At 45.3% G+C, this 22,762-nt stretch carries 18 protein-coding genes and 1 pseudogene; 8 read left to right on the top strand and 11 right to left on the bottom strand.

Annotated features, from left to right (window positions below; translation table 11 throughout):
* Window positions 1–462: 462 nt before the first annotated feature.
* From QUB77_RS14165 to QUB77_RS14135, 7 genes are all read right to left on the bottom strand, one after another.
* Entirely contained in the window at window positions 463–819 is a 357-nt protein-coding gene (locus QUB77_RS14165; protein ID WP_333323112.1) for a XamI family restriction endonuclease, read from the bottom strand.
* Window positions 820–914: 95 nt separating this feature from the next.
* Window positions 915–1,649, bottom strand: coding sequence for a response regulator transcription factor (locus QUB77_RS14160; RefSeq protein WP_333323110.1), 735 nt, complete (start codon window positions 1,647–1,649; stop codon window positions 915–917).
* Between the two features lie 94 nt (window positions 1,650–1,743).
* Window positions 1,744–2,823, bottom strand: coding sequence for a hybrid sensor histidine kinase/response regulator (locus QUB77_RS14155; protein ID WP_333323108.1), 1,080 nt, complete (start codon window positions 2,821–2,823; stop codon window positions 1,744–1,746).
* The gene (locus tag QUB77_RS14150; protein WP_333176390.1) at window positions 2,820–3,434 is read right to left on the bottom strand and encodes a hypothetical protein; all 615 of its coding nucleotides are present in this window, start codon (window positions 3,432–3,434) and stop codon (window positions 2,820–2,822) included. The genes QUB77_RS14155 and QUB77_RS14150 overlap by 4 nt, the downstream gene beginning before the upstream one ends.
* 581 nt (window positions 3,435–4,015) lie before the next feature.
* A complete protein-coding gene (locus QUB77_RS14145) occupies window positions 4,016–4,942 on the bottom strand; it encodes a ParB/RepB/Spo0J family partition protein (RefSeq protein ID WP_333323106.1) in 927 nt (308 codons plus the stop codon).
* The gene (locus QUB77_RS14140; RefSeq protein WP_333323103.1) at window positions 4,932–5,693 is read right to left on the bottom strand and encodes a ParA family protein; all 762 of its coding nucleotides are present in this window, start codon (window positions 5,691–5,693) and stop codon (window positions 4,932–4,934) included. The genes QUB77_RS14145 and QUB77_RS14140 overlap by 11 nt, the downstream gene beginning before the upstream one ends.
* Window positions 5,694–5,857: 164 nt before the next feature.
* On the bottom strand, window positions 5,858–6,649 hold the full coding sequence (locus tag QUB77_RS14135) for a hypothetical protein (RefSeq protein ID WP_333323101.1): 792 nt from the start codon (window positions 6,647–6,649) through the stop codon (window positions 5,858–5,860).
* Window positions 6,650–7,039: 390 nt separating this feature from the next.
* On the opposite strand from QUB77_RS14135, the gene QUB77_RS14130 reads away from it, so the two are divergent.
* The gene (locus QUB77_RS14130) at window positions 7,040–8,617 is read left to right on the top strand and encodes a hypothetical protein (RefSeq protein WP_333323099.1); all 1,578 of its coding nucleotides are present in this window, start codon (window positions 7,040–7,042) and stop codon (window positions 8,615–8,617) included.
* A 554-nt stretch (window positions 8,618–9,171) separates the two neighbouring features.
* On the opposite strand, the gene QUB77_RS14125 is transcribed toward QUB77_RS14130, so the two are convergent.
* Together QUB77_RS14125 and QUB77_RS14120 are read right to left on the bottom strand one after the other, a co-directional pair.
* Window positions 9,172–10,209, bottom strand: coding sequence for an IS701 family transposase (locus QUB77_RS14125; protein WP_333323256.1), 1,038 nt, complete (start codon window positions 10,207–10,209; stop codon window positions 9,172–9,174).
* 281 nt (window positions 10,210–10,490) lie between these two features.
* A pseudogene (locus tag QUB77_RS14120) lies at window positions 10,491–10,932 on the bottom strand (transposase); the annotation flags it as partial.
* 65 nt (window positions 10,933–10,997) lie between these two features.
* Between QUB77_RS14120 and QUB77_RS14115 the strand changes: the two are divergent.
* From QUB77_RS14115 to QUB77_RS14100, 4 genes are all read left to right on the top strand, one after another.
* Entirely contained in the window at window positions 10,998–11,267 is a 270-nt protein-coding gene (locus QUB77_RS14115; protein ID WP_333323254.1) for an SRPBCC family protein, read from the top strand.
* Between the two features lie 249 nt (window positions 11,268–11,516).
* A complete protein-coding gene (locus tag QUB77_RS14110; RefSeq protein ID WP_333323097.1) occupies window positions 11,517–12,866 on the top strand; it encodes an HlyD family efflux transporter periplasmic adaptor subunit in 1,350 nt (449 codons plus the stop codon).
* 26 nt (window positions 12,867–12,892) lie between these two features.
* The gene (gene devC, locus QUB77_RS14105; protein ID WP_333323095.1) at window positions 12,893–14,098 is read left to right on the top strand and encodes an ABC transporter permease DevC; all 1,206 of its coding nucleotides are present in this window, start codon (window positions 12,893–12,895) and stop codon (window positions 14,096–14,098) included.
* Between the two features lie 13 nt (window positions 14,099–14,111).
* Window positions 14,112–14,783: a DevA family ABC transporter ATP-binding protein gene (locus QUB77_RS14100; protein WP_333323093.1), complete on the top strand. Its 672-nt coding sequence runs from the start codon at window positions 14,112–14,114 to the stop codon at window positions 14,781–14,783.
* A gap of 662 nt (window positions 14,784–15,445) precedes the next feature.
* Here the strand turns inward: QUB77_RS14100 and QUB77_RS14095 are convergent.
* The gene (locus tag QUB77_RS14095) at window positions 15,446–16,366 is read right to left on the bottom strand and encodes a vitamin K epoxide reductase family protein (RefSeq protein ID WP_333323091.1); all 921 of its coding nucleotides are present in this window, start codon (window positions 16,364–16,366) and stop codon (window positions 15,446–15,448) included.
* Window positions 16,367–16,427: 61 nt separating this feature from the next.
* Entirely contained in the window at window positions 16,428–16,772 is a 345-nt protein-coding gene (locus tag QUB77_RS14090; protein WP_333323089.1) for a metalloregulator ArsR/SmtB family transcription factor, read from the bottom strand.
* Between the two features lie 143 nt (window positions 16,773–16,915).
* On the opposite strand from QUB77_RS14090, the gene QUB77_RS14085 reads away from it, so the two are divergent.
* The 3 genes from QUB77_RS14085 (at window position 16,916) to QUB77_RS14075 (ending at window position 22,744) form a co-directional block, all read left to right on the top strand.
* Entirely contained in the window at window positions 16,916–19,357 is a 2,442-nt protein-coding gene (locus QUB77_RS14085; protein WP_333323087.1) for a heavy metal translocating P-type ATPase, read from the top strand.
* A 647-nt stretch (window positions 19,358–20,004) separates the two neighbouring features.
* Complete coding sequence (locus QUB77_RS14080; protein WP_333323085.1) at window positions 20,005–20,721, top strand: DUF305 domain-containing protein; 717 nt, start codon at window positions 20,005–20,007, stop codon at window positions 20,719–20,721.
* 73 nt (window positions 20,722–20,794) lie between these two features.
* Entirely contained in the window at window positions 20,795–22,744 is a 1,950-nt protein-coding gene (locus tag QUB77_RS14075) for an efflux RND transporter periplasmic adaptor subunit (RefSeq protein ID WP_333323083.1), read from the top strand.
* The last annotated feature ends 18 nt before the right edge of the window (window positions 22,745–22,762 follow it).

Here is a 22,762-nt window from a genome sequence, read left to right as displayed (position 1 = left end):
AGCGAGTAAAAGAGAACGGCTACGGCCACTGGAATCAGTCTACTGGCTGAGCTTAATAGCTTTTCACGACTCGACCGTTGCCGTTGAGAACTAACGAAAAAGTATCTGAATAAGGAACACCTTGACACAATACGGTTCAGTTAACGCTGTCCGACGAATTTAACCTTACGATTTTATGGGAAATACAGGCATCTTTTAGCAGTCAGATTGCTCTTAACTGAACCGTATTGCACCTTGACAGGGCTAGTTCTATAGAACCCATTTGACATCTTTTACTGTGATGAAGTAAAGTCATTGCCAAAACCAAATTCAGCCACCCTGCCGTATTCCAGCAGCTTAACGGACAAAGAGTGGGACATACTTGAACCCTTACTCGTTGAGATATTGCCGACGAAGAAACGGACGAGACCGACCAACTGGACGAAGCGAGAACTCGCTTGATGGCATCAACGCCGATTTTTGTTAGTTCAGCATCCAGAGCTGCAATGTCTGCCCGCGGCGGAATTCGTTGTTCTCTTCCATATTTTTGACCAGGTTTTGCGACACTCCTGCTAAACCGATCAGGCGATCGCGCGCAATTGGCGGCGCTGCCGCCATGCGTAAAATGGGCAAAACCTCTGCATGCTGTCGCAATAATGCGGACGTGATGTTGGTCAGATTGGCTGTCTCTGCTAAGGCGGATTCAACAAGTTGAGTTGTAGCAATGCGAGTGTCGCGGTAGGCTTTGGGAGCAAACTGCATGAACCAATTGTTATAGAAGTCTACCGACAGGGCAATATCGGGTTTCCACAAGTGTGGTTTGTCGGCATTAACTGGCATTGCACCTCCTCTAATCGCGACCCTCGCCTAAATAGCTTAGATTGCTGGAACGTCTCTGTTGTATTATCCACCAAGCGGTTGCTCTTGAAACGGATTTAGTCAACTAAACCCGCGCGAAGGGCTCTGACAGCAGCTTGAGTGCGATCGTCGCAAGACAGCTTATTAAGGATATTACGCACATGAGTTTTCACAGTACCGAGGGAAATGTATAGCTGCTTGCAAATTTCCTCATTACTGCACCCTTCGACAATCAACTCTATAACCTCTTTTTCTCGTTCTGTTAAAGGGTTTGCCATTAACAACTGACTATACTCTGGCTCAACTCCATTGATTGACACAGTGGAAATGGGGGCTTTGTTAACAGCTTCCTTGAAAGGGTTATTCATGCGAGCCAAAACGATTCTAGCAATTGAAGAATCGATCCAGTTTTCGCCAGCATTTGTCTCAACAACAGCTTCCACTAACTTTTCAAAACTGACATCTTTCATGCAGTAAGAGTCGGCTCCCGCTGCAAAAGCTGCCAGTACGGATTCTTCGTTATCCTGCATCGTCAAAATCAACACTTTCGGTTGGTTATCTACGCTTGGGGCTTTGGAAGTTTGTACGTATTCTTTGAATCTTTTTGTCAATTCAATCCCATCTACCAACCCCGGTAGTCCGATATCAACGATCGCTACATCAGGCCGGGTTTTCTCCAGTAAAGTTATCCCTTGCAGACCGTTAGCTGCCTCTCCGATAAATTCGAGTTCTTCGCAGTCTTCTAAAGCTGCTTTGATTCCAGCCCTTGTCAGGTGGTGGTCTTCAATTAAGGCAACGCTAATTTTATTCATGGTTGGTTTATTCAAAAAAAGGACAATTGTAATTCAGCGGCACGAGTGTGCCCAAAATAGAACGTATGCGCTCTTTTGTATCCAAACAAGATTTTTAGAGCGAGATAGGGAGACGTACAGTAAATGTGCTGCCTTGACCCACCGTTGATGCCACGTCAATACTGCCAGAGTGGGCTTCTACAATCCGGTGAGACAAGTGCAGCCCCAGGCCGCAACCTGCTCTAGCATGGTTTCCGGGGCGGAATCGTTCAAACAGCGAAGCTTGTTCTGAGGCTCTGATACCGGGGCCGGTGTCTTCTACGGTAATATTTACCCACTTGGCATCTGAACGAACAACGATTTTCACACAACCAAAATCGGTGAATTTAATGGCATTTCCGACTAAGTTGGTGATGACTCGGCGGAGTTCGAGGCGATCGCCTTCAATCCGTAGTGGTTGCGGGTCAGAGTCGTCGAAAGTTAGGACAAGTCCTTTATCAATAGCCACAGCCTCCTGTTCCTTAACGACTTCTTTGACCAGTTTTTTGAGGTCAAAGGGGGCGCGCGCCAGAGTTTTGCAACCAGATTCAAATCGGTGAACTTCCAGTAAAGTATTGACTAACGAAAGCAAATTTTGGTTACTGCTGCCGATGGTTGCGATCGCCTCTACCGCTTGAACGGGCAGTTCACCGAATTTCCCTCGTTGGAGTAGGGTCAGCATTCTATCAGCGCCGACTAGGGGAATCCGCAAGTCGTGGGTAAGACGAGCCACAAAATCCTCTCGCGCCTTTGTCACTTCCTGCATCGCATCTATACTATGTTTGAGCCGGAGGAGGCTGCGGACGCGAGCCAGCAACTCATTTACTTGGATGGGCTTGCAAACGAAATCGTCAGCCCCCAAGTCGAGTCCATCTGCTATGGTTGTTGAGTTGTCAGTCGCAATTAACAGGATGGGGATAAAGGGAAGTTGAGGATTTGAGCGAATTCTGTAAGTCACTTCGTAACCGTCTACTTCTGGCATCATTACATCCAAGAGGAGTAAATCTGGGGGCGACTCCTCAACTAAAGCTAAAGCATCAAGTCCGCTAGAACTTGTACTGACGCAGTAGCCTTCTTCGGAGAGGATAGCCTGCATAATAAATAAGTTGTCAGTCGTATCATCAACCGCCAAGATTTTACTGCGTTTATCTCTCATTGCCCTGAATTTCTCTCCCGCCTCCATCCAAAGCTTACGAACGAGTCCATATCTTCTGAGTCAGCCTTTTGGCGGATAAAACTTAAAAACTGTTGATAATCTTGAAGCTGCTTGGATTCTTCCAACTTTCGCTGCTTTCTGATTCGCAACAAGTAGTCTTTGAGACGAGCGTACCGCCATCCAACATGGAACCCCAGATCGTAGATTTGAGGGATTTTCGGATTCGCGGTCGCGTTGAGTAAGGTTTGTGCGACGTTTGGCGAGCCTTTGTCAGAAATTGTTCTCCTGCTTTTTTTTCCATCCCTACAACCTTTCCAAAACTCTTGGCTGCTAGTTGAAGTGTGGATGGAAATCTTGTACTCTTGCAGCGTCGTTTCAAGCCAATCTAAGTCTTGTTTTCTGTCGTTTGAGAGCGAATCGTTGGGCTGATACTTGTTCCAAGCGCGGGCTAAAGCATTTAGCGACTTTTGAAAATCTGCCAAAAAACAGTCTAACACGGTTTGATACTTTGCCGGCAGTGAAAGTCGGCTGTGGTTTGAAAGAGTGTGACTTTGTGGCATGACTGTCAGCATAAGCCAAACAGGGTTTGAGTTTGCTTTTTTCGGTTTCATCTCTATGTCTCTAACCTATCAACTGCCAACCTTGATCGAATTCTACCTAAAAGCTGATTTCTCATTCACTGTCGCAAAGTTAATAATTTCTCCTTCACTGCCACTCTTGGTTAGAATTGTTAGCGTGCGCGACTTTTCTTTTTACAGAAACAGTTGTGCCGTCCCGTGCGCGATCGCCTGTATCACACCGATAGCCAAAAAAGAATGTTCTCTCGATTAAGAGGGCATCCTTGACAAAAACTTAAACTTTGCCTCCCAACAGCCAGGACAGAAATAATATCAAGCCCTGTACTCCGCGCGATCGCGCCGCTCGCCCGAAGTATAGCTAGGGATTAGGGGATCTCTTACTAGGGACTAGGGAAAAAACCAACTAGAACCAATCGTTTCAGCAACTTGGAATATCTTAACCCCCTTGTCTTTGTTGTATGAAAGCGTCCGGTAGAAGCCGCATATTTAATTCCTCAGAAGTGTCCGAACGCTTCTGTCTTTTAATGGGTACGACCATGCCTTCAATCCCGGAACTTCTTCTCTCGAATCCGGTTGCACGGATTAGGCAGAATGCGGCGTTGCCCTTGTTTTTTCTAATCTACTAAGAGGGATTCTAGCTCTATTAGAATTTTTTGGAGGCGCTTCTGCTTTTTTGGATCGCTCCAAGCTTTGGACTTATTCGCTTTTGTTAAAGCTCCCTTTATTTTGGTTTTCAGATTTTCTTCCGGTTCTTCGGACGATGTACCTGCCTTTAAATCCGCGATGCGTTCTTTAATCTGAGTTAAAGATAGACATTCAGCGATCGCCGCTTCCAGAAGCGACTTTCTTGCCTGCTCGTCTTTAACTTTGGCGATCGCTCGCGCCTTGGTATACTCGATCTGACCTCGGCGGAGGGCTTCTTGGATGTCTGACGGCAGCTTCAGCAGTCCCAGTCTATTGCTGACGAAAGACTCCCATGACATCCGCCCCAATTCGCTAAAAACATTGACGACTATTTGCGTTTCATGATGAATGATAACGTTATCATTCATCCTCTGTACGTCATTTTGCATCCGGTAGAGCAGCCGTACCACCTCTTCTAGATCGTATTCAAGGTAATGAGAGAGCAGTTGCAATATCCCCTCCGTTTCTTCGACTGGGTTGAGGTCTTCCCGCTGGAGGTTCTCAACTAATGCAACGCGCAGAGCTTGCTGTTGTGTCAAGTCCCGAATGATAACAGGGACTTCTGTCAATCCCACTTCCTTTGCAGCTCTATACCGCCTTTCGCCTGCTACTAGCTCGTATTTTTCCTCTCCCAAAGGACGGACTAACAGAGGTTGGAGAATTCCATCAGTTTTTACTGACTGAACCAAAGCCTGCATAGCTTGGGAGTCGAAGTATCGGCGAGGTTGAGAAGATGGAAGCTCGATCGACTCTATTGAGAGCTGTTTTTCTGCCGTTGGTTCTGCTACTTCATCATCTCCAAACAAAACGCTCAAATTGGCCTTACCTTTATAGGGCTGGTCATTCTTACTTGACATTGAGTTTCTCCATCTTGGCGGATAGCTGGTTTAATATTTTGACGACGGGATTTTTAGGTTCGTAAACAGCAAGCGGGACTTGTTTCTCGGAAGCATCCGCGAAAGCAGTTATGCGCGGGATGGGAGTGTAAACGGGCCCAAAGGTCGTAAACTGCTCGTTTATGGCTTTGAGAGTCCGCTTGTCCTGAGAGTTGGCAGCAGCATAGCGAGAGGGAACAAAACCAGCTATCTGCAAAGAGCGGTTTCCTTTCTTTCTGATTCTCGCTACTGTTTGCAACAGGAGGTTGGTGCCCTCAAAGGCTTTGTAGTGAGTCTCAACGGGGACTAAGACGTGAGTAGCGGCTACCAGGCTGATATAGCTGAGCAACCCTAAACTGGGAGGGCAATCTATGAGGATGAAATCGTAGTTGTCTTGAATTGGGGCGATCGCATCTCTGAGGCGAACTTCCCGAAAATCCATGTTAACCAGTTGAATTTCAGCCGCGCTGAGGTTGATGCTGGTAGGAGCCAAATCCATACCGTGAATGCCCGTCTGGATGGAAAGAGGTTCCTCATTGACAATGGCATCAAACACAGTTTTATCCAAATTCTGAGAGTCAACCCCCATGAAGAGCGTTAGAGAACCTTGAGGATCGATATCGATGAGAAGAACCTTGTGGCCTCGTAAGGAGAGGTGGTAGCCGAGATTGAGCGCGATCGTGGTTTTCCCCACACCGCCGGCTTGGTTGAACAGCGAGATTATCTTTGTCATGAATTGCCCTCCGGTAGCGTGCCACCATAGTTCCAAAACGGAGTGCAAAAGGAGGTGGCGGTTAAAACTGTAAGCATATTTGCATTTTTGTTGAAGTTTGGGAATGTCTGTACTTTAGGCATGAGTCCTCACTATCCCCAGACCGTTTTGTAGAAAAACTATAGTTATACTCTCATATCAAGGCGATATCTCTGAAGGTGCATTAGGAATTTTTTTATTTTTTCCCACTCCCAAAGGCAATTGGCAACAGTGACCATGCCGTTGCTGTGAAAGACAACGGCAATGCGGTCGCGTTCATGAATGCTAGCAGGTGACGCTAAATACTTCTTTGCTCGCTCTTTCATTGACTTGTAGGAATAAGGATAGTTGATTGTTAGTTTGAGCGAGCCAGGAAGTATCTCTGGTTGATTAATAATGCAGTAAATGAGATATCCAGCCCGTTCCACTTCTGCCCAAGCCAGAGGCGAGAACTGGGCTGATTCACAAATGGCGCGTTTAATGAGTCGCGATCTGCTGCGGTTCTTAAACAGAGCTTGCACAAACTGAGTGGGATTGGCTATGGCAGGAGACAGAAGCCTGCAAAATTTTTTAGGATGAACTGTCCGAAGGTAATGGATAGCAGCTTGTCCATTAAATGCTTCAACTAGAGATGGGGAAATTTGCAAGTGCTGAAGTAGCAACTCAATATCTTCATCAGTATTGGTTACTGCCCATAAATTATTCTCGATCCACCCCCAAACTATCTGCTCAGCCTCTTTGTCAGTTGCTACCAAAAAGCGATTTCCTTTGTAGGTAAACCCTGATACGTGGGGCAGTTGGGGGAGAGACCAGTCGGCAAGAGCGCGATCGCTGTCCAGTAGCAATAGGACGGATGCTAGTATGTGCCTCCTGCTGTGCCGCAGCGGATCGGCGACGGGTGCAGGCTGTCTAGAGCTGTATTGATAGTTAAAATGCATGGGAACGCCGTTCTCCTATTAACAGTAAAGTTATTGCTTAAAGCTAAAAGCTAAAGGCTGTAAACTCAATCCGCCGTCCCTCCTAATTTCCCACCTCAAAAGTCATCGGCAAACTTAATCTTGCGGACTATTAAAACGAGATCGAGAGGCAAAACTATCGTCCGAGTGGCTGTTGTTTTTTGTAATTCCAGCTAGTTATAGCAATAGGGAAAAGGCATTTGTTCAATGGCTTATTTCCGGACAATACTTTTTGATAAAACAATTACTGGTTCAATGTTCTATGCCTTGAGAACTAAAGTTAGTTACAACTGAAGGTGTACCGAGAGCGACAAGAGCGCATGATAGGTTGGTTGCTAAAAGATCGACGCGCTTTTAGATGGCGGAACACTTATGTTTTTAGACACCATACAGAGATTTTCCCCTGACTATATCTTGAGGCTAAAACAAATAGGGCTGGCTTTTTTTGAGAAGATAGCAACTGACCAAGCAATAGCTGGAGAAACTCAAGATTTTTACCAGGGATTGCTGGCGGGATTGGATGGGGCAGTTAAATTAATAGACGAAGAAAGCGGAGTACAAACGCTTAGCCTTTTAGAAGCTAAAATAGCAACTTTTATCAATGATGAAGAAGATAACTCATTCCAACAAAGTTTAAGTTCAAGTTCAGTAGAAGGTGATTGTAAGCTATCCATTTCTAGGTTGCCTGTTAGATCTATTTCTCAACTCAGACAAATTGGAAGAGAAACCGATTGCGGACCAGATATAGAAGATTGTGTCTGCATCGGCGAGACTCAAGATTTCTATCACGGCTGCCTCGCTGCTATTGATTTTGCTCTGTCCTTAGCAGGTGAGAAATATGCCTATGCTCAAATCAGTCTGGTAAAAACTAATGCCGCCAATTTCATCGAATTAAACAAAGATTGCGAACGCCGAGTTCTTGAGCTTAAAGGCTTATCTTCCTCAAAAAGGCAAGATTGGCAACCAAAACAAAATTTGCTTGTCGAGCTGTCCCAAGTAGATGGCGACAATCAAGTTGGGACGCTGGGCAGTGAAGGAGAGGGTGATGAAACTGATTCGCGATCGACAAAAACAGGAACTTTAGAAGCTGAACAGGAGCAAGAGTTGAAGAGCGATCGCTCTGATTCTAGCGAACTAATCGTACCTCTTGCTTTAAGCAATCCGGCTATTTTGAAATACCAGAATGAAAGTGAAGAGGGAGTAGGAGAACAGTTTACAGAAGAGGTAGTAAAGCTGCCAGAAGAAGAGCGTTTAGAGCTAGAGAATTTGCTATCTAGGACTTTATTAGATGGCTGCCAACAGTTGAAACTAGGGAAACGCAAAGTTATAGAAGATTGGACAGCATTTTTAGAGGAGGGTGAAACAATCAGGGTGATTTCAGATCGAGACAGCCACATCGTCCTACGGATTACTTTAGAGGGTGAAGTGCAAAGCGCTCTATCTTATGGCGATGCAGAGGTATTGGGTGCAACTGTTAAAGAAAACTCAGAGGATTTGGCTATATTCTCGAATTGGTTAGAGCCGATAATTCCGAACCCGCCAGCAGGCGATTTGAATCCTGATTCAGTACCGCCAGCACCGACAATGGATATTCAGCAGGTAAAAATGGCTGAGTCTATCCTACCAACGGCTCAAAGAGCTTTTGAGTATTTACTCGATCGTGCTCCCGAGCGCGTGGAAGAGACTGATGAGTACACTCGCGTTCGGGTAGGAGATTTGTACGATCTTATCGTGAGAGAGTCGGAAGGGGTTTTGGTGTCTTCTCTGACTGTTTCTGTCCGAGGGGAGTTAATCAAGGTTCGCGGAGAAGATTTGATTTTAGCTCAGGATATTTCCTCTGAAGATATTGATTTTTGGGCAGTGGTTGCAGAGCAGCTAGATCGGATAGAGGCGAGGAGTAGGGATTATGAGCTAGAGGAACCAGATAGTCAAAGTGGTTTAGGGGGCTGAATCCCTGGAAATACCCTTCTTTTGTCACTGTGGGAAAATAAAAATAAGAACCCAATTTTTTACGATCTTCTGTCACTCTAAGCAGAGGAAAATAGGAAATCAGGGGTAAAAGTCTTTTTAGTAATAGGACTAGGAAAGAAATTCATCAAAGAAATCAGCCGAGGAAATCCCAAAGATAATTGCGGAATCGGAAATACCCCTCTTCTGTCATTTCGGCAGAAAATAATCCGGGATGCTTAGAGCATAAGACTTTTATCAAAAATCTTGATTTCCGCCATTCTGTTAGAAAATAAACGCTCAAATCCCCGCTCTATCTACGGTTAAAAATTTTGCTCTCACTTTTATTTTCCCAGAGTGACAGAAGAGGGATACAGCCTATTGCAGGATTATGAAGTACATAGGACTTACGCATTGACAAGTCTGCCCAAATGTGAACCAAGTGCTAAAATTACGGAATTCCTTTGGCAGATAAAGTTTGGACCATCACAAACAATTGCAAAAAGCCCTTAAATGCAGAGTTTTTGCGAGGATATTAATAGGAACTTAGCGGTTAGTTAATATTCAGCTTTTAGACCTACTTTTTGATTCAGGTAATGGAGAATAAAATCACGGGCTACTTCTAACGATAAATTTCTTTGAATTTCATACCAATTATCAATCAATGCCTCTGCCCTCATCAATTCTAATTGGACAAAAGCCCGAATTGAACAGAAAAAATGGGTGACAATAGCCGGAGAACTTCTCACCATAAATTTTTTAATCCCACAAAGTTGTTTGATAGCTCTGTGGTAACATTCAATTCCCCAATGTATCGAATGTGTGGTCAGAAAATCACTTCTAGTTATAACTTCAGTATCTTTGATATCAGGCCAAAACATGATATAGTATCTCTCTGTGTCGTTTTTGAACTTCTTCTGAAATACTTTCACTTGCCCGATTTTTTTGAGATGAACAACTTGCCCGCTCGGGGGAATTTCGAGATTTTTCACAGCCGTATATTTCCCTGGAATCCAAGCCACTTGGCGGTTTTTGGCTATCCCCATCATAAAACCTAGTTTTTGGTCTCTCAAAAAATTCAAGTTTTCTTTACTGGAATACCAACTATCTCCTGTCACCATCTGTGGCTGTAATCCCCACAACAACACTTCCGCAATCATTTCCCGAAAATAATAATTTTTAGTTTTTCCCTCCGGTTTGTTATATATCCGATAATTTACGGGTACAGACTTACCATTGCTCTCGGTGTAATACAATGTAATCAGATTAATTCCTTTTACCGGACGGTGCTGATTACCTGACCAAAAATATCCAATAAATTCTGTTAAATTGGGGTCACTATAAGGCTTTTCAATAACTGTGTCATCCACACTTAATGTCCCGCCTATTAACTCAATATGTGGTTTGAGTTCATCAAATAAATCTTTTGGTTCATACCTTTCTCTTAACAAAAAACGGTTAATACTATCGTGAGATAGTCCATCTAAAATGGAGGATAGCCGACAGCAACCTGAATATTTAGACTCCGCTAAAAGAAAATATGTGTACTTGGACAGGTCGCAGAGTGCGGTGGATGGCTTAGTTCTGGTTCTAATATTTTTTCTCCCCTGATAACTTGAGCAATTTTACCCAATCCTGTTTTTTTTAGCAATTGAATTCACCTCTGTTCCAGATATACACAATAGAGTTATTTTGTCAATGCGTAAGTCCTAGTACAGTAACAGCAATTGGTAAACCAGTTTTTTAAATGCTGAGGATTTACCAAATAAGCGTGCAATGCTTATAAGAATATCAACCATTTGGGCAGTAATGGGAGAAAACTGGCGTAAAAAAGATTTTAATTGTGACCACCAGTGTTTAATGGGATTAAAATCAGGAGAGTAGGGGGAGTGATATTATCAATTAGCCCCCAGGCTGTGACCGCGACAATTCCGTTATCTATCTTTCCGAGTTTCCCTAAATACTGCAGACTCACATAATCAGTGCTTCTTCCTTTCTTTTTATCTCCGGTTTCATCAATAATTACAAAGATTTTTCTGTTTTTTAAGGCTTGTAAAGTGAAAGATAGCCTTTGATTTCTTAATTGTTGAGCTTGCCAAGGAGATTTAGTTAAAAAGTGATGTAAGGATTGTTCATTAGTTAATCCAACTACTTCGGCAATGGCAGGCACGAGTTTTACGTTTGATTGGGGAGAACATCCCTACGTGTAGTTACGTAAAAGCCTTAAAACTCCTCACATCTGAAAACAAATTTCTATATGAGGCACAATATTCATCAATAAAATTGATGGTGGGTTGAGATGGTCGGGCTTCATCCATATACAGCAAGTGGGTTTTGGTCGTTTTTAGCTATTATACTCCTATCAGAGTGACAGAAGAGCGATATACTTGCTAACATCAAGATTCCCTACTCGGCAGCGCAAGTATGGCAAGTCATCACAAACTATGAATCTTTCCCTGAGTTTATGCCCACCATGACCGAGAGCCGACGTTTAGAGCATCCCTCGGGAGGTATTCGCCTAGAACAAATTCGGACTAAGAGCTTGGTGGGGATAAAGATATCTGCTCGTTCTGTTGTCGATATAGAGGAAAGGTTTCCTCATGAGATTCATTATCAACTGATTGAGGGAGATTTGAAGGAGTTCTCTGGTTAGTGGCACTTAGAAACAATAAGCTCATTGCAATATCAAACTGGCGTTGAACTTATTTATGACTTTACAGTTTTGCCTAAGCCAATTATACCAGCACCAGTATTCAACCACTTTCTCAAGAATGATATACCTGGTATTTTACTAGCCGTTCGCCAGCGAGTGGAAAACCTATTTGGTTAAACTGGGCTAAAGATGCTTATGCGTTGCATCTGGTGAAGAACCTAACACACTAACAGTCTGTACTAGCATGAAATGAAACATAAAGACATCTCAGGTATAAGCAGTGGGGTTTCTAATCCAAGTTCAGGTAAACCACAACGCTGGCTGTCTATTTCGGTAGGATTGGTGACAGTGATGTTAGTGGTGGGTTCGATCCTGGCGGTGCGACATTTTCAGGTAAGTTCAGCTCCGAGCGAAGTAAAAACGAAAGCACCTGCACCACCATTAACGGTCAGCGCTCTGGGACGGTTGGAGCCATTAGGGGAAATTGTGCAGGTGGCGGCTCCAGCGGGGACGGCTGGGGCACGCTTGGAGAAACTACTGGTTGCAAGGGGAGATCGAGTGAGGGAAGGGCAGGTACTGGCGGTTTTGGATCTGCAAGCGAAGTATCAAGCAGCCGTGGAGCAAGCCCAGAGCCGGGTGCGAATAGCGGAGGCTCAGCTAGCCAAAGTGAGGGCGGGTGCAAAGCAGGGAGAAATCCAGGCACAAGCAGCCGTGGTCGAGCAGTTGCGGATTGAGCGGTCAAACCAGATTGCGGCGCAGCAGTCCAAAATTGATCGTATCCTTGCCGATTTGCAGGGAGAAGTAACAGCACAACAAGCAACGGTGAAACGGTGGGCGGCAGAGTACCGTAATGCCAATATGGATAGCAATCGGTTTAAGCAGCTTTATACCAGTGGTGCTATTTCGGCATCACAGTACGAAAGTGCTAAGCTGAAAGCGGAAACAGCAAAACAGCAGTGGGCAGAAGCCGAAGCCATGCTCCACAAAATTCATACTTCACGGCGGGCAGAAATTGCAGAAGCGAAGGCAATACTAGAGCGAATTCAAGCAGGACAATCTAAACAGATTAATAGCGCCCAGGCGAACCTTGATAGAATTTCAGAAGTGCGCCCAGTAGATATACAGATTGCTCAGGCGGAGATTGCCGAAGCACAAGCGAATTTACGCCAAGCCCAAGCGGTGTTGGAAACGGCAAATATCCGTGCCCCCCAAGCAGGACAAGTGCTGAAGATCCATACGCGTGCGGGGGAAACTATACGCAGTATGGGTGATATCCTGGGAATTCTGGATTTAGGGCAAACGCAGCAGATGGTTGCGGTGGCTGAGGTTTACGACAGTGATGTGGGGAAGCTTAGAGTAGGTCAGAAAGTGACGGTTCGAGCTCCCTCAGTTCATGAAACGCTGCAAGGAAAGATTACGGAAATTGGACATATAGTACAGCGACGAAATGTGATCAACACAGACCCTACGGCAAATATTGATGCACGCATTGTCGAGGTGCGAGTGCAGCTCGATTCAGAATCTAGTCAGAAGGTGATGAATCTGACTAATTTGCAAGTAGACGTGTCGATACAGCTTGGGCAGGAGGGAGTTCAATGAAGGTCTTCCAGAAACCAAAATCTGCCATGCCAAAAGTGCCATCCGTTGCCCCAAAAACGCTTAACCTTTGGCAACGCTTGCGACGTCGGACTCCTTTGGGGTGGCTGCAATTAAAGCATAAAAAGGGGCAGTTCATTATAGCGATTTCGGGAGTCGCCTTTGCAGATATTTTGATGTTAATGCAATTAGGGTTTCAGGGAGCGCTGTTCCAAAGTTCAGTGCGAGTTCATGAAACCTTGGAAGCAGATATTGTGCTGACCAGCCCGCAGATACGGAATATGTTATATCCCAGCGAATTTTCGCGGCGACGGTTGTATCAGGCGTTAGATGTTCCGGGAGTGGCATCGGTCAATCCGCTCTATATCGTGCTGGCGAATTGGAAGCATCCAACAACGCGCAAACAAGGCATGATGCTGCTTTTGGGCGCTGATCCGAGTCGTAAATTCATTACTCGATCGGATATTAATCAAAATCTCGATTTATTGAAAGTCCCCGACACATTACTCTTTGACCAGAAGACGCGAGGCGACTATAAAGCAGCGCTGACAGATTTTGCTCAAAATAAATCTGTGCTTACGGAAATCAAAGGGCAGAAACAACAGATTCGAGGTTTATTTTCGATCGGTTCCTCTTTTGGTGTAGATGGTAGTTTGGTGACGAGTACAGAAACTTTTCTACGACTACATCCTCAACGTGGTGCTGGCAATGTGAGTTTGGGGCTGATCAAAATTATCCCTGGCAGTGACCTACACCAAATTGCCCAGGCATTGCGACAAAAATTATCGAATGACGTAAATGTGTACACCCTAGAAGAATTTATCGAGTTCGAGAAAAACTACTGGGCGATGAATACCCCTATCGGGTTCATCTTCCGCTTGGGTGTAGCTATGGGCTTTATTGTAGGGGTAATTTTAGTGTATCAAGTGCTGTCCACCGATGTAAATTCCCATCTTCAGGAATATGCAACCTTCCGCGCTATGGGCTATACCCAGCGTTATTTATTGGGCATTGTGTTAGAGGAGGCAATCATCTTAGCGGTGCTGGGATTTATCCCAGGTGTGGCTATTTCTAGTATATTATATCATCTGACCCGACAGGCGACGAGTTTACCGATCTACCTAACAATTGCCCGTGCGATGGGGATACTAATAACTACAATTTTTATGTGTTTGATTTCCGGTGCGATCGCTACTCGCAAACTTCAATCTGCCGATCCTGCTGATATTTTCTAAGCCTGAATTTCTCATGGAATACGCAATTGATATTCATAACCTCAATCACTATTTCGGTCACGGTAATCTGAAAAAGCAGGTATTGTGTAACATTAATTTGCAAATCAAAACGGGGGAAGTCGTGATTCTGACTGGTCCATCGGGATCGGGAAAAACGACACTGCTGACATTAGTGGGTGGTTTGCGGGCTGCCCAAGAAGGCAGTCTCAAAATTCTTGGTGAGGAACTCTGCGGTATCAGCGCAAAAAGGTTAGTCCATGCTCGCCGCAATAATGGATATATTTTCCAGGCACACAACCTGCATCATAGTTTGACAGCACAGCAAAACGTGATGATGGGGCTAGAAGTGCATCCAAATTACAGTCGTGAAATGATGCGGCAACGCGCTACGGAGATTTTGCAGCATGTAGGTTTGGACAATTATATTCATTATTACCCGCATGATTTATCTGGGGGGCAAAAGCAACGGGTAGCAATCGCACGGGCGTTAGTTAGTGGTCCACGTTTTGTTTTAGCCGATGAACCGACAGCTGCACTCGATAGTAAATCTGGTCGGGCAGTGGTAGATTTAATGCAAAGTCTTGCACGGGAGCAAGGGTGTACGATTTTGCTGGTGACACATGATAACCGGATTTTGGATGTGGCAGATCGGATTGTGCGTTTGGAGGATGGGCAATCTCTTTGAGTCTGATTCGCCGCAGCTTACTGTGCCTACCTAAGTGCCTACCTAATATGAAATGAGCTTTGATAGGGAGTATGGCTAATACCAATTATCCAAAGCTATGCAACAGTAGTTAGGGCTGATAAAATATAATCCAGTAATATTATGTCCGGTCGATTGACTGCAATTCCTGTAGGGGTTCTCTTCATCAAGCATAATTGCCAAAAATCGACAATCTCAAAAACCAGCCCCTACCTATGTATTATGCGCGATAGATCGGACTTGATATGACCGACAGTCAGGACACGGCTTGGCCTAAGTCCCTACAATTGATCGGGCGATCGTTACATTTTTCATTGAGGAAGATTGATTATTTTGGGGTAAAGAAACGGCATTGCCGTGTCAATGTTTGGTATTATTTACCGCAATCACAGATTACTAGAAAATAGTCTGCAATAGCAGCCAACTATTTAATCCTACTATAATACTAGCCACTAACCAAGCTACCGCTTTCAGCCCAAATGGATTCACAAACTCTCCCATTAAGCGGCGGTTCGCGGAATATCATCAGTTTGATCGAAATCCGGCAAAGTTGCAATAAATATGAAATTGTGTATTTTTTCATACTTTAAACCGAGATGCGTGCGATCGACTATGATGAGGTCGATCGCCAAAAATCACTCTTGTCAACGTTCCTGATTTGAGAGGTTTCTAAATTCGCGAGTTCCCTGATAACCTGATAAATCAGCTAACTCCTGCAACGATTTTTGCCCTCGGTAAAACTTACCATTAATTTCCCAAGTGGGAGTCGCTTGAATCTTCGCAGCTTCGCAAAGATCGCGCCGAGCATTTTTCCCTTGAGTATTGCACTCGATATAATTGATAATGCCAGCCGCTTCTTTGCCAAAACTTTCTTTTTGCGCTTGACAATGATCGCAGGTAAAAGAGCCGTACATTTTAGCTCCCACTATTTTTAAATGTTGCGCTAAAGCAATTTCGGAAGAACCGGAAGATGTTGTAGTCTTCATGCTAGTCTCCTTAGCTGTACCGAGATTATTGACATCGGCATAAAGAGCCAAAGAGGAAATCAGAACTAACATAGACACCAGAATTCCTATAAAAAATAGTTGTCCAATATCATCCCATTCGCGACCGATTAATGCTAAGACAAACAAGCTAGTTGCAAACAAAGCAGACGCAATACAGTAAATACAAGCTGCTTTGATATCAACAGCCAGTACATACATCAGATAGCCGCTGAAAATCGTCATAGCTGTGCTACCAGCAAACATAAATAGTCCCGTCCAAGACTCTAACTTAGAGCGGAGACTCTTCTGTTCTGTGGGATTAACAAGTAAGGGAGCTACGGCAAAAACTATCATGCTCAAATAGCCCAAAAAACCGAACAAAGAAAGAGGTAAACCAAAGACATAGGCATAGGGACTCGAAAGCACGATATCGCAACCTCCAGTCGGACAAGCTGCTTCGTTACCAGCTAACTTGCTATAGGTCAGATAAGCCGTCACGGCTGCCCCAATTGACGCAATTCCTGCCATCAAGGGACGTGACCAGCGATGAATCCAGGGGGTAGAACGTTTACGTCTCATGGTTACGAAACAAAGAGTAACGTGGATATTGAGCAAGCAATTGGCTTCAGTCGATTGAACACTAGCTCAATCTAGTTGTTGACGGCTCATAGTGAGAGCATTGACGAACGCCTTTGGCTACGTCTGCCAGCAGTTCATCCGCTAAATCTAAAAGCGTTGCAATTCTCCTATCAGCAAGCTCGTAGTACACAAATCGACCCTGTTGCTCGCGTACAACCAGGTCGCAACAGCGCAAACAACTGAGATGATTAGACACGTTTGATTGGTTAAGCCCCGTTTGTTGAACAATTTCGCCCACTGTTAATGGGCCGCTCCGCAAGGTATTGAGGATAGACAGACGAGAGGAGTCAGAAAACCCTTGAAAGAGCTTTGCCTTCAAGTCCGCCGTTTGAGTGCAGGTAGTCATTTGCTGATTGGTAGGCTTTAGACCCTAACATATTAGCAATTGCTGATACATTGATAATATATCAGTAATGGCTAATGTATTACACATCAGTCAGCACTGATATGTCTACCTCAACCAGAACACGTTTTTGAAGGGCTGCGAAAATGAACTCAGCTTCAGCACTGAAAACCTTACAGGCACAAATTGGTGGAATGGACTGCGGCGGTTGTGCCAAGACGATCGAAGCAACGTTGCAGCAACTTCCCGGAGTCGCTGAAGCGAAGGTCAGTTTTGCGACAGAACGGCTGAAGGTAACTTACGACGCCCAGCAAGTGAATGAGGTCACCATTCGCGATCGCGTCATCGCATTGGGCTACACCCTTAACCCCATGCCAAATCAGTCTCCTCCAGTTCCACTCCCCTCGACTCAAACCCTCCAAGCCCATGTCGGTGGCATGGACTGTGGTGGTTGTGCCAAAACCATTGTCGCCAATCTACAGCAGTTACCTGGAATCGCTGAGGCAACGGTTAATTTTGCTTCAGAACGATTAAATGTGACTTACAACCCGCAACAAGTTAGCGAAACTGACATCATTCAGCGGGTGACGAGCTTAGGATACACAGTCGAAGCAGACAGAAACTTTGACAGAACCGACGATATACCAACTTCAAGCGATCAACCTGCGACTGATTCGCGATCGCGCCAGTCTGACCTAACCGGATGGCAGTTCTGGTTAAAAACCCGTCGAGGGCAAACGGTTGTTTTTAGCGGCATTGGCTTGCTCTTAGGCTTGATTGCAGAGCGTTCATTGCTACTGTCGCTAGTGGCTCAGGGGTTTTATGCAATCAGTTTAGTCATTGCCATTGTGCCCATTTTACGAGCCGCCTGGATTGCGCTCAAACTGCGTCGAGCCGACATGAACCTGCTGATGACTTTAGCCGCGATTGGGGCAGCTATTCTCGGTCAGTGGTTTCAGGGCGCACTCGTCATTTTCCTCTTTGCACTGGGAACAGCACTACAAAATTTCACACTTGGTCGCACCCGCAATGCGATTCGAGACTTGATGGATCTGACTCCTGCAACCGCAACAGTCAAGCGCAATGGGCAAGAAGTTTCTGTTTCAGTGGAAAGTGTTCAGGTAGCCGAGGTTCTGACGATTCGCCCCGGACAACGAATTGCGCTCGATGGTGTTGTCATCTCTGGTGTCAGTGCAGTAGATCAGTCTCCGATTACTGGAGAGTCGTTGCCAGAGAATAAGGAAAAAGGAGATCAAGTATTTGCAGGAACCTTAAACCAAACAGGGTTTCTAGAAGTGGAGGTAACACACACGTCCAAAGATACAACCGTTGCTCGGATTGTTCATCTGGTGGAAGAGGCACAAGAGAGCCGTGCGCCAATTCAGCAATGGGTCGATCGCTTCTCTGCCATCTATACCCCAATCGTCCTGATTCTTGCGGCTGGCATTACACTGGTTCCCCCGCTCCTGTTTGCTCAGCCCTTCCAGCCCTGGTTTTACAAAGCTCTGGTGTTGCTGGTCATTGCTTGCCCCTGCGCTCTGGTGATTGCGACGCCTGTTTCGCTCATTAGTGCGATCGGAGCCGCCACTCGTAAAGGAGTGCTCTTCAAAGGTGGAAATGCGTTAGAAACTGCGGGACGGCTCACAACATTAACCTTTGACAAGACAGGCACAATTACTCAAGGGCTGCCTGTGGTGCAGAAGGTACACAATCTGGGTGCGATGAGCGATCGCACGATCTTGATGATCGCTGCCTCGTTAGAGCAACAATCAGAACATCCGTTGGCAAAAGCGATTGTCGCTGAGGCAACGGCTCAAGGATTGGAGCTAGAGTCTCCAGAATCCTTTACTGCTATTCCTGGCAAAGGAATTTGGGCAAAATTTGGACTGGTAATCTACTTTGTGGGCAATCGTCGATTGTTTGAAGAACAAGACATTGAACTTTCAGCCGCCGCTCAATCGATCCTGGCAAAAATTGAATCTCAAGGGCAAACTCCCGTGTTAATTGGAACACGACAGGGATTGGTGGGGGCGATCGCGCTTGCAGATGGACTACGGCTTGAATCCACAGAAGCCGTGCGGTTGTTGAAACAGATGGGTCTGAAACGGCTCGTCATGCTGACGGGCGATCGAGCAGAAATCGCACGACAGGTTGCTCAGCAAGTTGGGATTGAAGAGTATCAGGCTGAACTACTCCCCGAAGATAAATTGCAAGCGATTTACAAATTGCGTCGCTCTGGTGTTGTCGGCATGGTTGGAGACGGCATCAACGATACACCTGCCTTGGCTGCTGCTGATGTTAGCTTCGCTGTCGGTAAAATTGACGTTGCATTAGAAGTGGCTGATGTCGTGCTGGTCGGAAATGACTTAAGGCGATTAGCCTATGCGATTCAACTGAGTCGTCGAACCCTATCGGTCATTAAACAAAGTATTGCAGTTGCCTTAATTTTGAATGCGACGTTTATCGTTTTAGGCGTTTTTGGAATCATTGGACTGCCAATCGCCGTCTTTGAAGATATGGGGTCTTCCTTGCTCGTAACACTCAATGCTATGCGTTTATTTCAGAGTAAAGTCAATGAATGGAATTAACCCTCTTTTGTCAGTTTCGGCAGAAAATAATCTGGGATGGTTATATCATAAGACTTTTACCAAAAACCTTGATTTGGGCCATTCTGTTAGAAAATAAATGCTCAAATCCTCGATCTATCTACAGTTGAAAATTTGGGCGTTGCTGATTCACGGTATGAATTAACTTTTCGCTTGAAGTTACAAAACTCACCCTACTTGGCTTATAGCCCTTCCGAAATCTTGAATTCATACCCTAATTCAGCAACGCCATATTCTGCCTTCTGTCTTCAGCTGCCAACAGATGCGATCGCTTCCCTAACTTCATTTTCCGGTTTCACAGTTTGAATTGTCACCAACTTCGTCTTGATCGGCTTAAACAACGGCGGCTGAGTCAACTGCTTGGACTTCTCTAGTCCACTGGAGAGTTAATGGGGGATTGCGAAATTAATCAGGAATTATGGAAAAAGTGGTTTGACACCCTACCGATAGGGGTAAGGCGCGCACTGTGTACCCTACATAATTAGGTTATGAGTCCTGTAAATCTTAAATTTGAGTTCGATCGACGGCACAGCAATAATTTTTTACAATTCCGATGCGAAAATTTCATCCTAATTTCATTTATATGTGGAAAGCTGAAGATAAATAGTCGTTTTAAGCATATAAAATCTATGAAACCAATTTCATTAAAAACCGGCTTTGCAGGGCTGACATTGATCGCCACAGCCGCCCTAACCAGCGGAGTGCTTGCAGCTTGTTCAAAAGCTCCTACAAGCCAAACTCAAGCCCCAAACGTTACGGCTGCAACCGAAGTGAACAACAAGCCAGACGCGGCACAAGGTGGCATGGGTGGCATGAATCATGGCATGGATCACAATATGTCAATGGATTTAGGCCCGGCTGATGCCGACTACGATTTGCGGTTTATTGATGGCATGACAATACACCATCAAGGCGCTGTAAACATGGCTAAAGAGGTACTAAATAAATCCAAACGCCCGGAAATGAAAAAAATAGCAAATGAGATGATTGCCGCTCAGAACCGCGAAATCAATCAAATGAAAGAGTGGCGAAAAGCTTGGTATGCCAAAGCCAGCAGTACGCCAATGGCTTATCACGCTCAAATGAGTCACACGATGGCAATGACTCCCGAACAAATGCAAAGCATGATGATGAGCATGGATTTAGGGGCCGCTGACGACCAATTTGACTTGCGATTTCTCAATGCGATGATTCCCCACCACGAAGGAGCTTTAGTGATGGCCCAAGATGCTTTGAAGAAGTCGAAGCGGCCGGAAATAAACAAATTGTCCCAAGAGATTGTGACTTCGCAAAAGCAAGAAATAGAGCAAATGAAAGAGTGGCGACAAGCTTGGTACAAACAGTAATACCATATTTCAACCGGATTTCATTTTTATCTGCAAAACTGATCTTTGAATTCAGATTCTCCCCTACTCAATCATGCAATACTACCGCCGTGTCCGCTCCCTAGCACCGATTGTTCACTTTTCGGGAATACTCCTGACTCTTTTGTTATTCATCGAGTCCACCCCCGCTTTTGCCCACGCTGGCCACGGAGATGAATTTAAGCATAGCGACGAAGCAACTGAAACTCCTACTGCTATTTCTGTCGATGCCGAAACAGCAAAACGATTAGGAATTAAAGTTTCCCCTGCCACTCGGCAGCGACTAGATATCGGCATCAAAACCACCGGACAAATTGAAACTTTACCCAACGAAAAAGTAGAAGTGACGGCTCCGGTTGCGGGGAAAGTAGTAGAGTTGTTGGTTAAGCCTGGAGACAAAGTATCAAAAGGTCAACCGGTTGCGGTTTTATCGAGTTCAGAATTAGGACAGTTGCGGGTTGAATCTCTCTCGAAACGTGCCGAAGCTGAGGCAGATTTGCAGCAAGCGGAAGGCGATCTCAAACTAGCACGAGAAAATTACGATCGCCTGGTAAAAATAGCTGAAGCTGAAATAGCACAGGCCAGAACTCAATTAGCAGCAACTAGCCAACAGTACGAAAAAGAGCAAGAATTAGTAAATAAGCGCTCTGTTGTCAAAGTCGCTAAAGAAAACTATCAGCGCCAAGTTGAAATAGCGCAAGCCGAAATAGCGCGGGCAGAAACTGAATTAACTGTGGCAAAAGAACAGTTCGAGCGCGACAAAGAATTAGTGGCATCTGGGGCGATCGCACGACGCACAATGCTGGAATCGCAAGCGCACTTCGCCGAAGCACAAGCCGCTGTTGCTAAGGCAAAAAGCCGTCCTGAAGTTATCAAAGCCCAAACCGAAATTAAACAAGCCGAAGTAGACCTGCCGATGCGGGAGTTGCGGGAATCTCAAGGCACAGTAGCAGAAGCAAAAGCTCAACTTACCCGAGCTCTGAGCCGCCGGGAAGTCCTAGAAGCCGAGAACCAACTCAAACGCGCCAAAACTGCCGTCGAAGTCGCTCAGTCGCGCATTCGGTTGGCTGACGCAGCCTATCAAGCGCGGCTGCAACAATTAGGAACTGCTGCCAACGATCGAGGACTCGTTACCGTAGTTGCTCCGATTTCCGGGACGGTAGCCGATCGCGAAATCACCCCCGGAGAGTCAGTAAACGCTGAAAAACCGTTGATGAGTCTGTTAAATGACAGCCGCGTTTTTGCCACAGCCAATATTTACGAAAAAGACCTGAATAAAGTAAAACAGGGTCAAGAAGTCAGGGTAAAAGTCGCTAATTTACCCGATCGCGCTTTCAAGGGAAAAATCACCTTCATTGGATCATCCGTGTCAGGAGAAACGCGGGTTGTGCTGGTAAAAGCAGAAGTAGATAATATTAACGGCGAATTAAAGCCCGGACTGTTTGCTGAGTTGGAGATTTTAACCGACAAAACTGCCACAAATATTTTAGCAATTCCGAGTGCAGCGGTAGTAGATGTTAACGGTAAAAAAACCGTTTATATCCAAAATGGGAATGCTTATCAAGCTGTTGAAATTGAACAAGGTCAAACTGCCGGAGATTTAGTTGAAGTTAAGAGCGGTTTATTCGAGGGAGATTTGATAGTAACGCAGCGAGCACCTCAACTTTACGCACAATCTTTGCGGGGCGGCAGCCATAAACACTCAGAAGACGAGGAAAAGAAAGAGGCAACTCCAAAGGTAACAGAGGTTAATTTTAATAATTTACCCGTGTCTTTATGGTGGGCAGGAATAGGGGGAGGAATTGCGATCGCATCCCTGACTTTCACAGCCGGCGTGTTGTGGGGAAATCGGCGTAAATTGCCAGCAATAGCAGCGGATTCAGGAAACCATGCCGAAAACAGTAGTTTTTCCGGCTCTGCATCGGCGTTGGACAATGAACTGGTGTTACACAATGACAACCATCACGTTAAAACTCAAGAGGAAGAAGTCAAGAGTTTGAAGTAACAGCACGACACAGAAGTC

It is taken from the genome of Microcoleus sp. AT9b-C3 (assembly GCF_036705485.1).
GTDB lineage: Bacteria > Cyanobacteriota > Cyanobacteriia > Cyanobacteriales > Microcoleaceae > Microcoleus.
The sequence above is the reverse complement of the archived record's forward strand: the minus strand, read 5'-3'. Positions and strand labels throughout refer to the sequence as shown.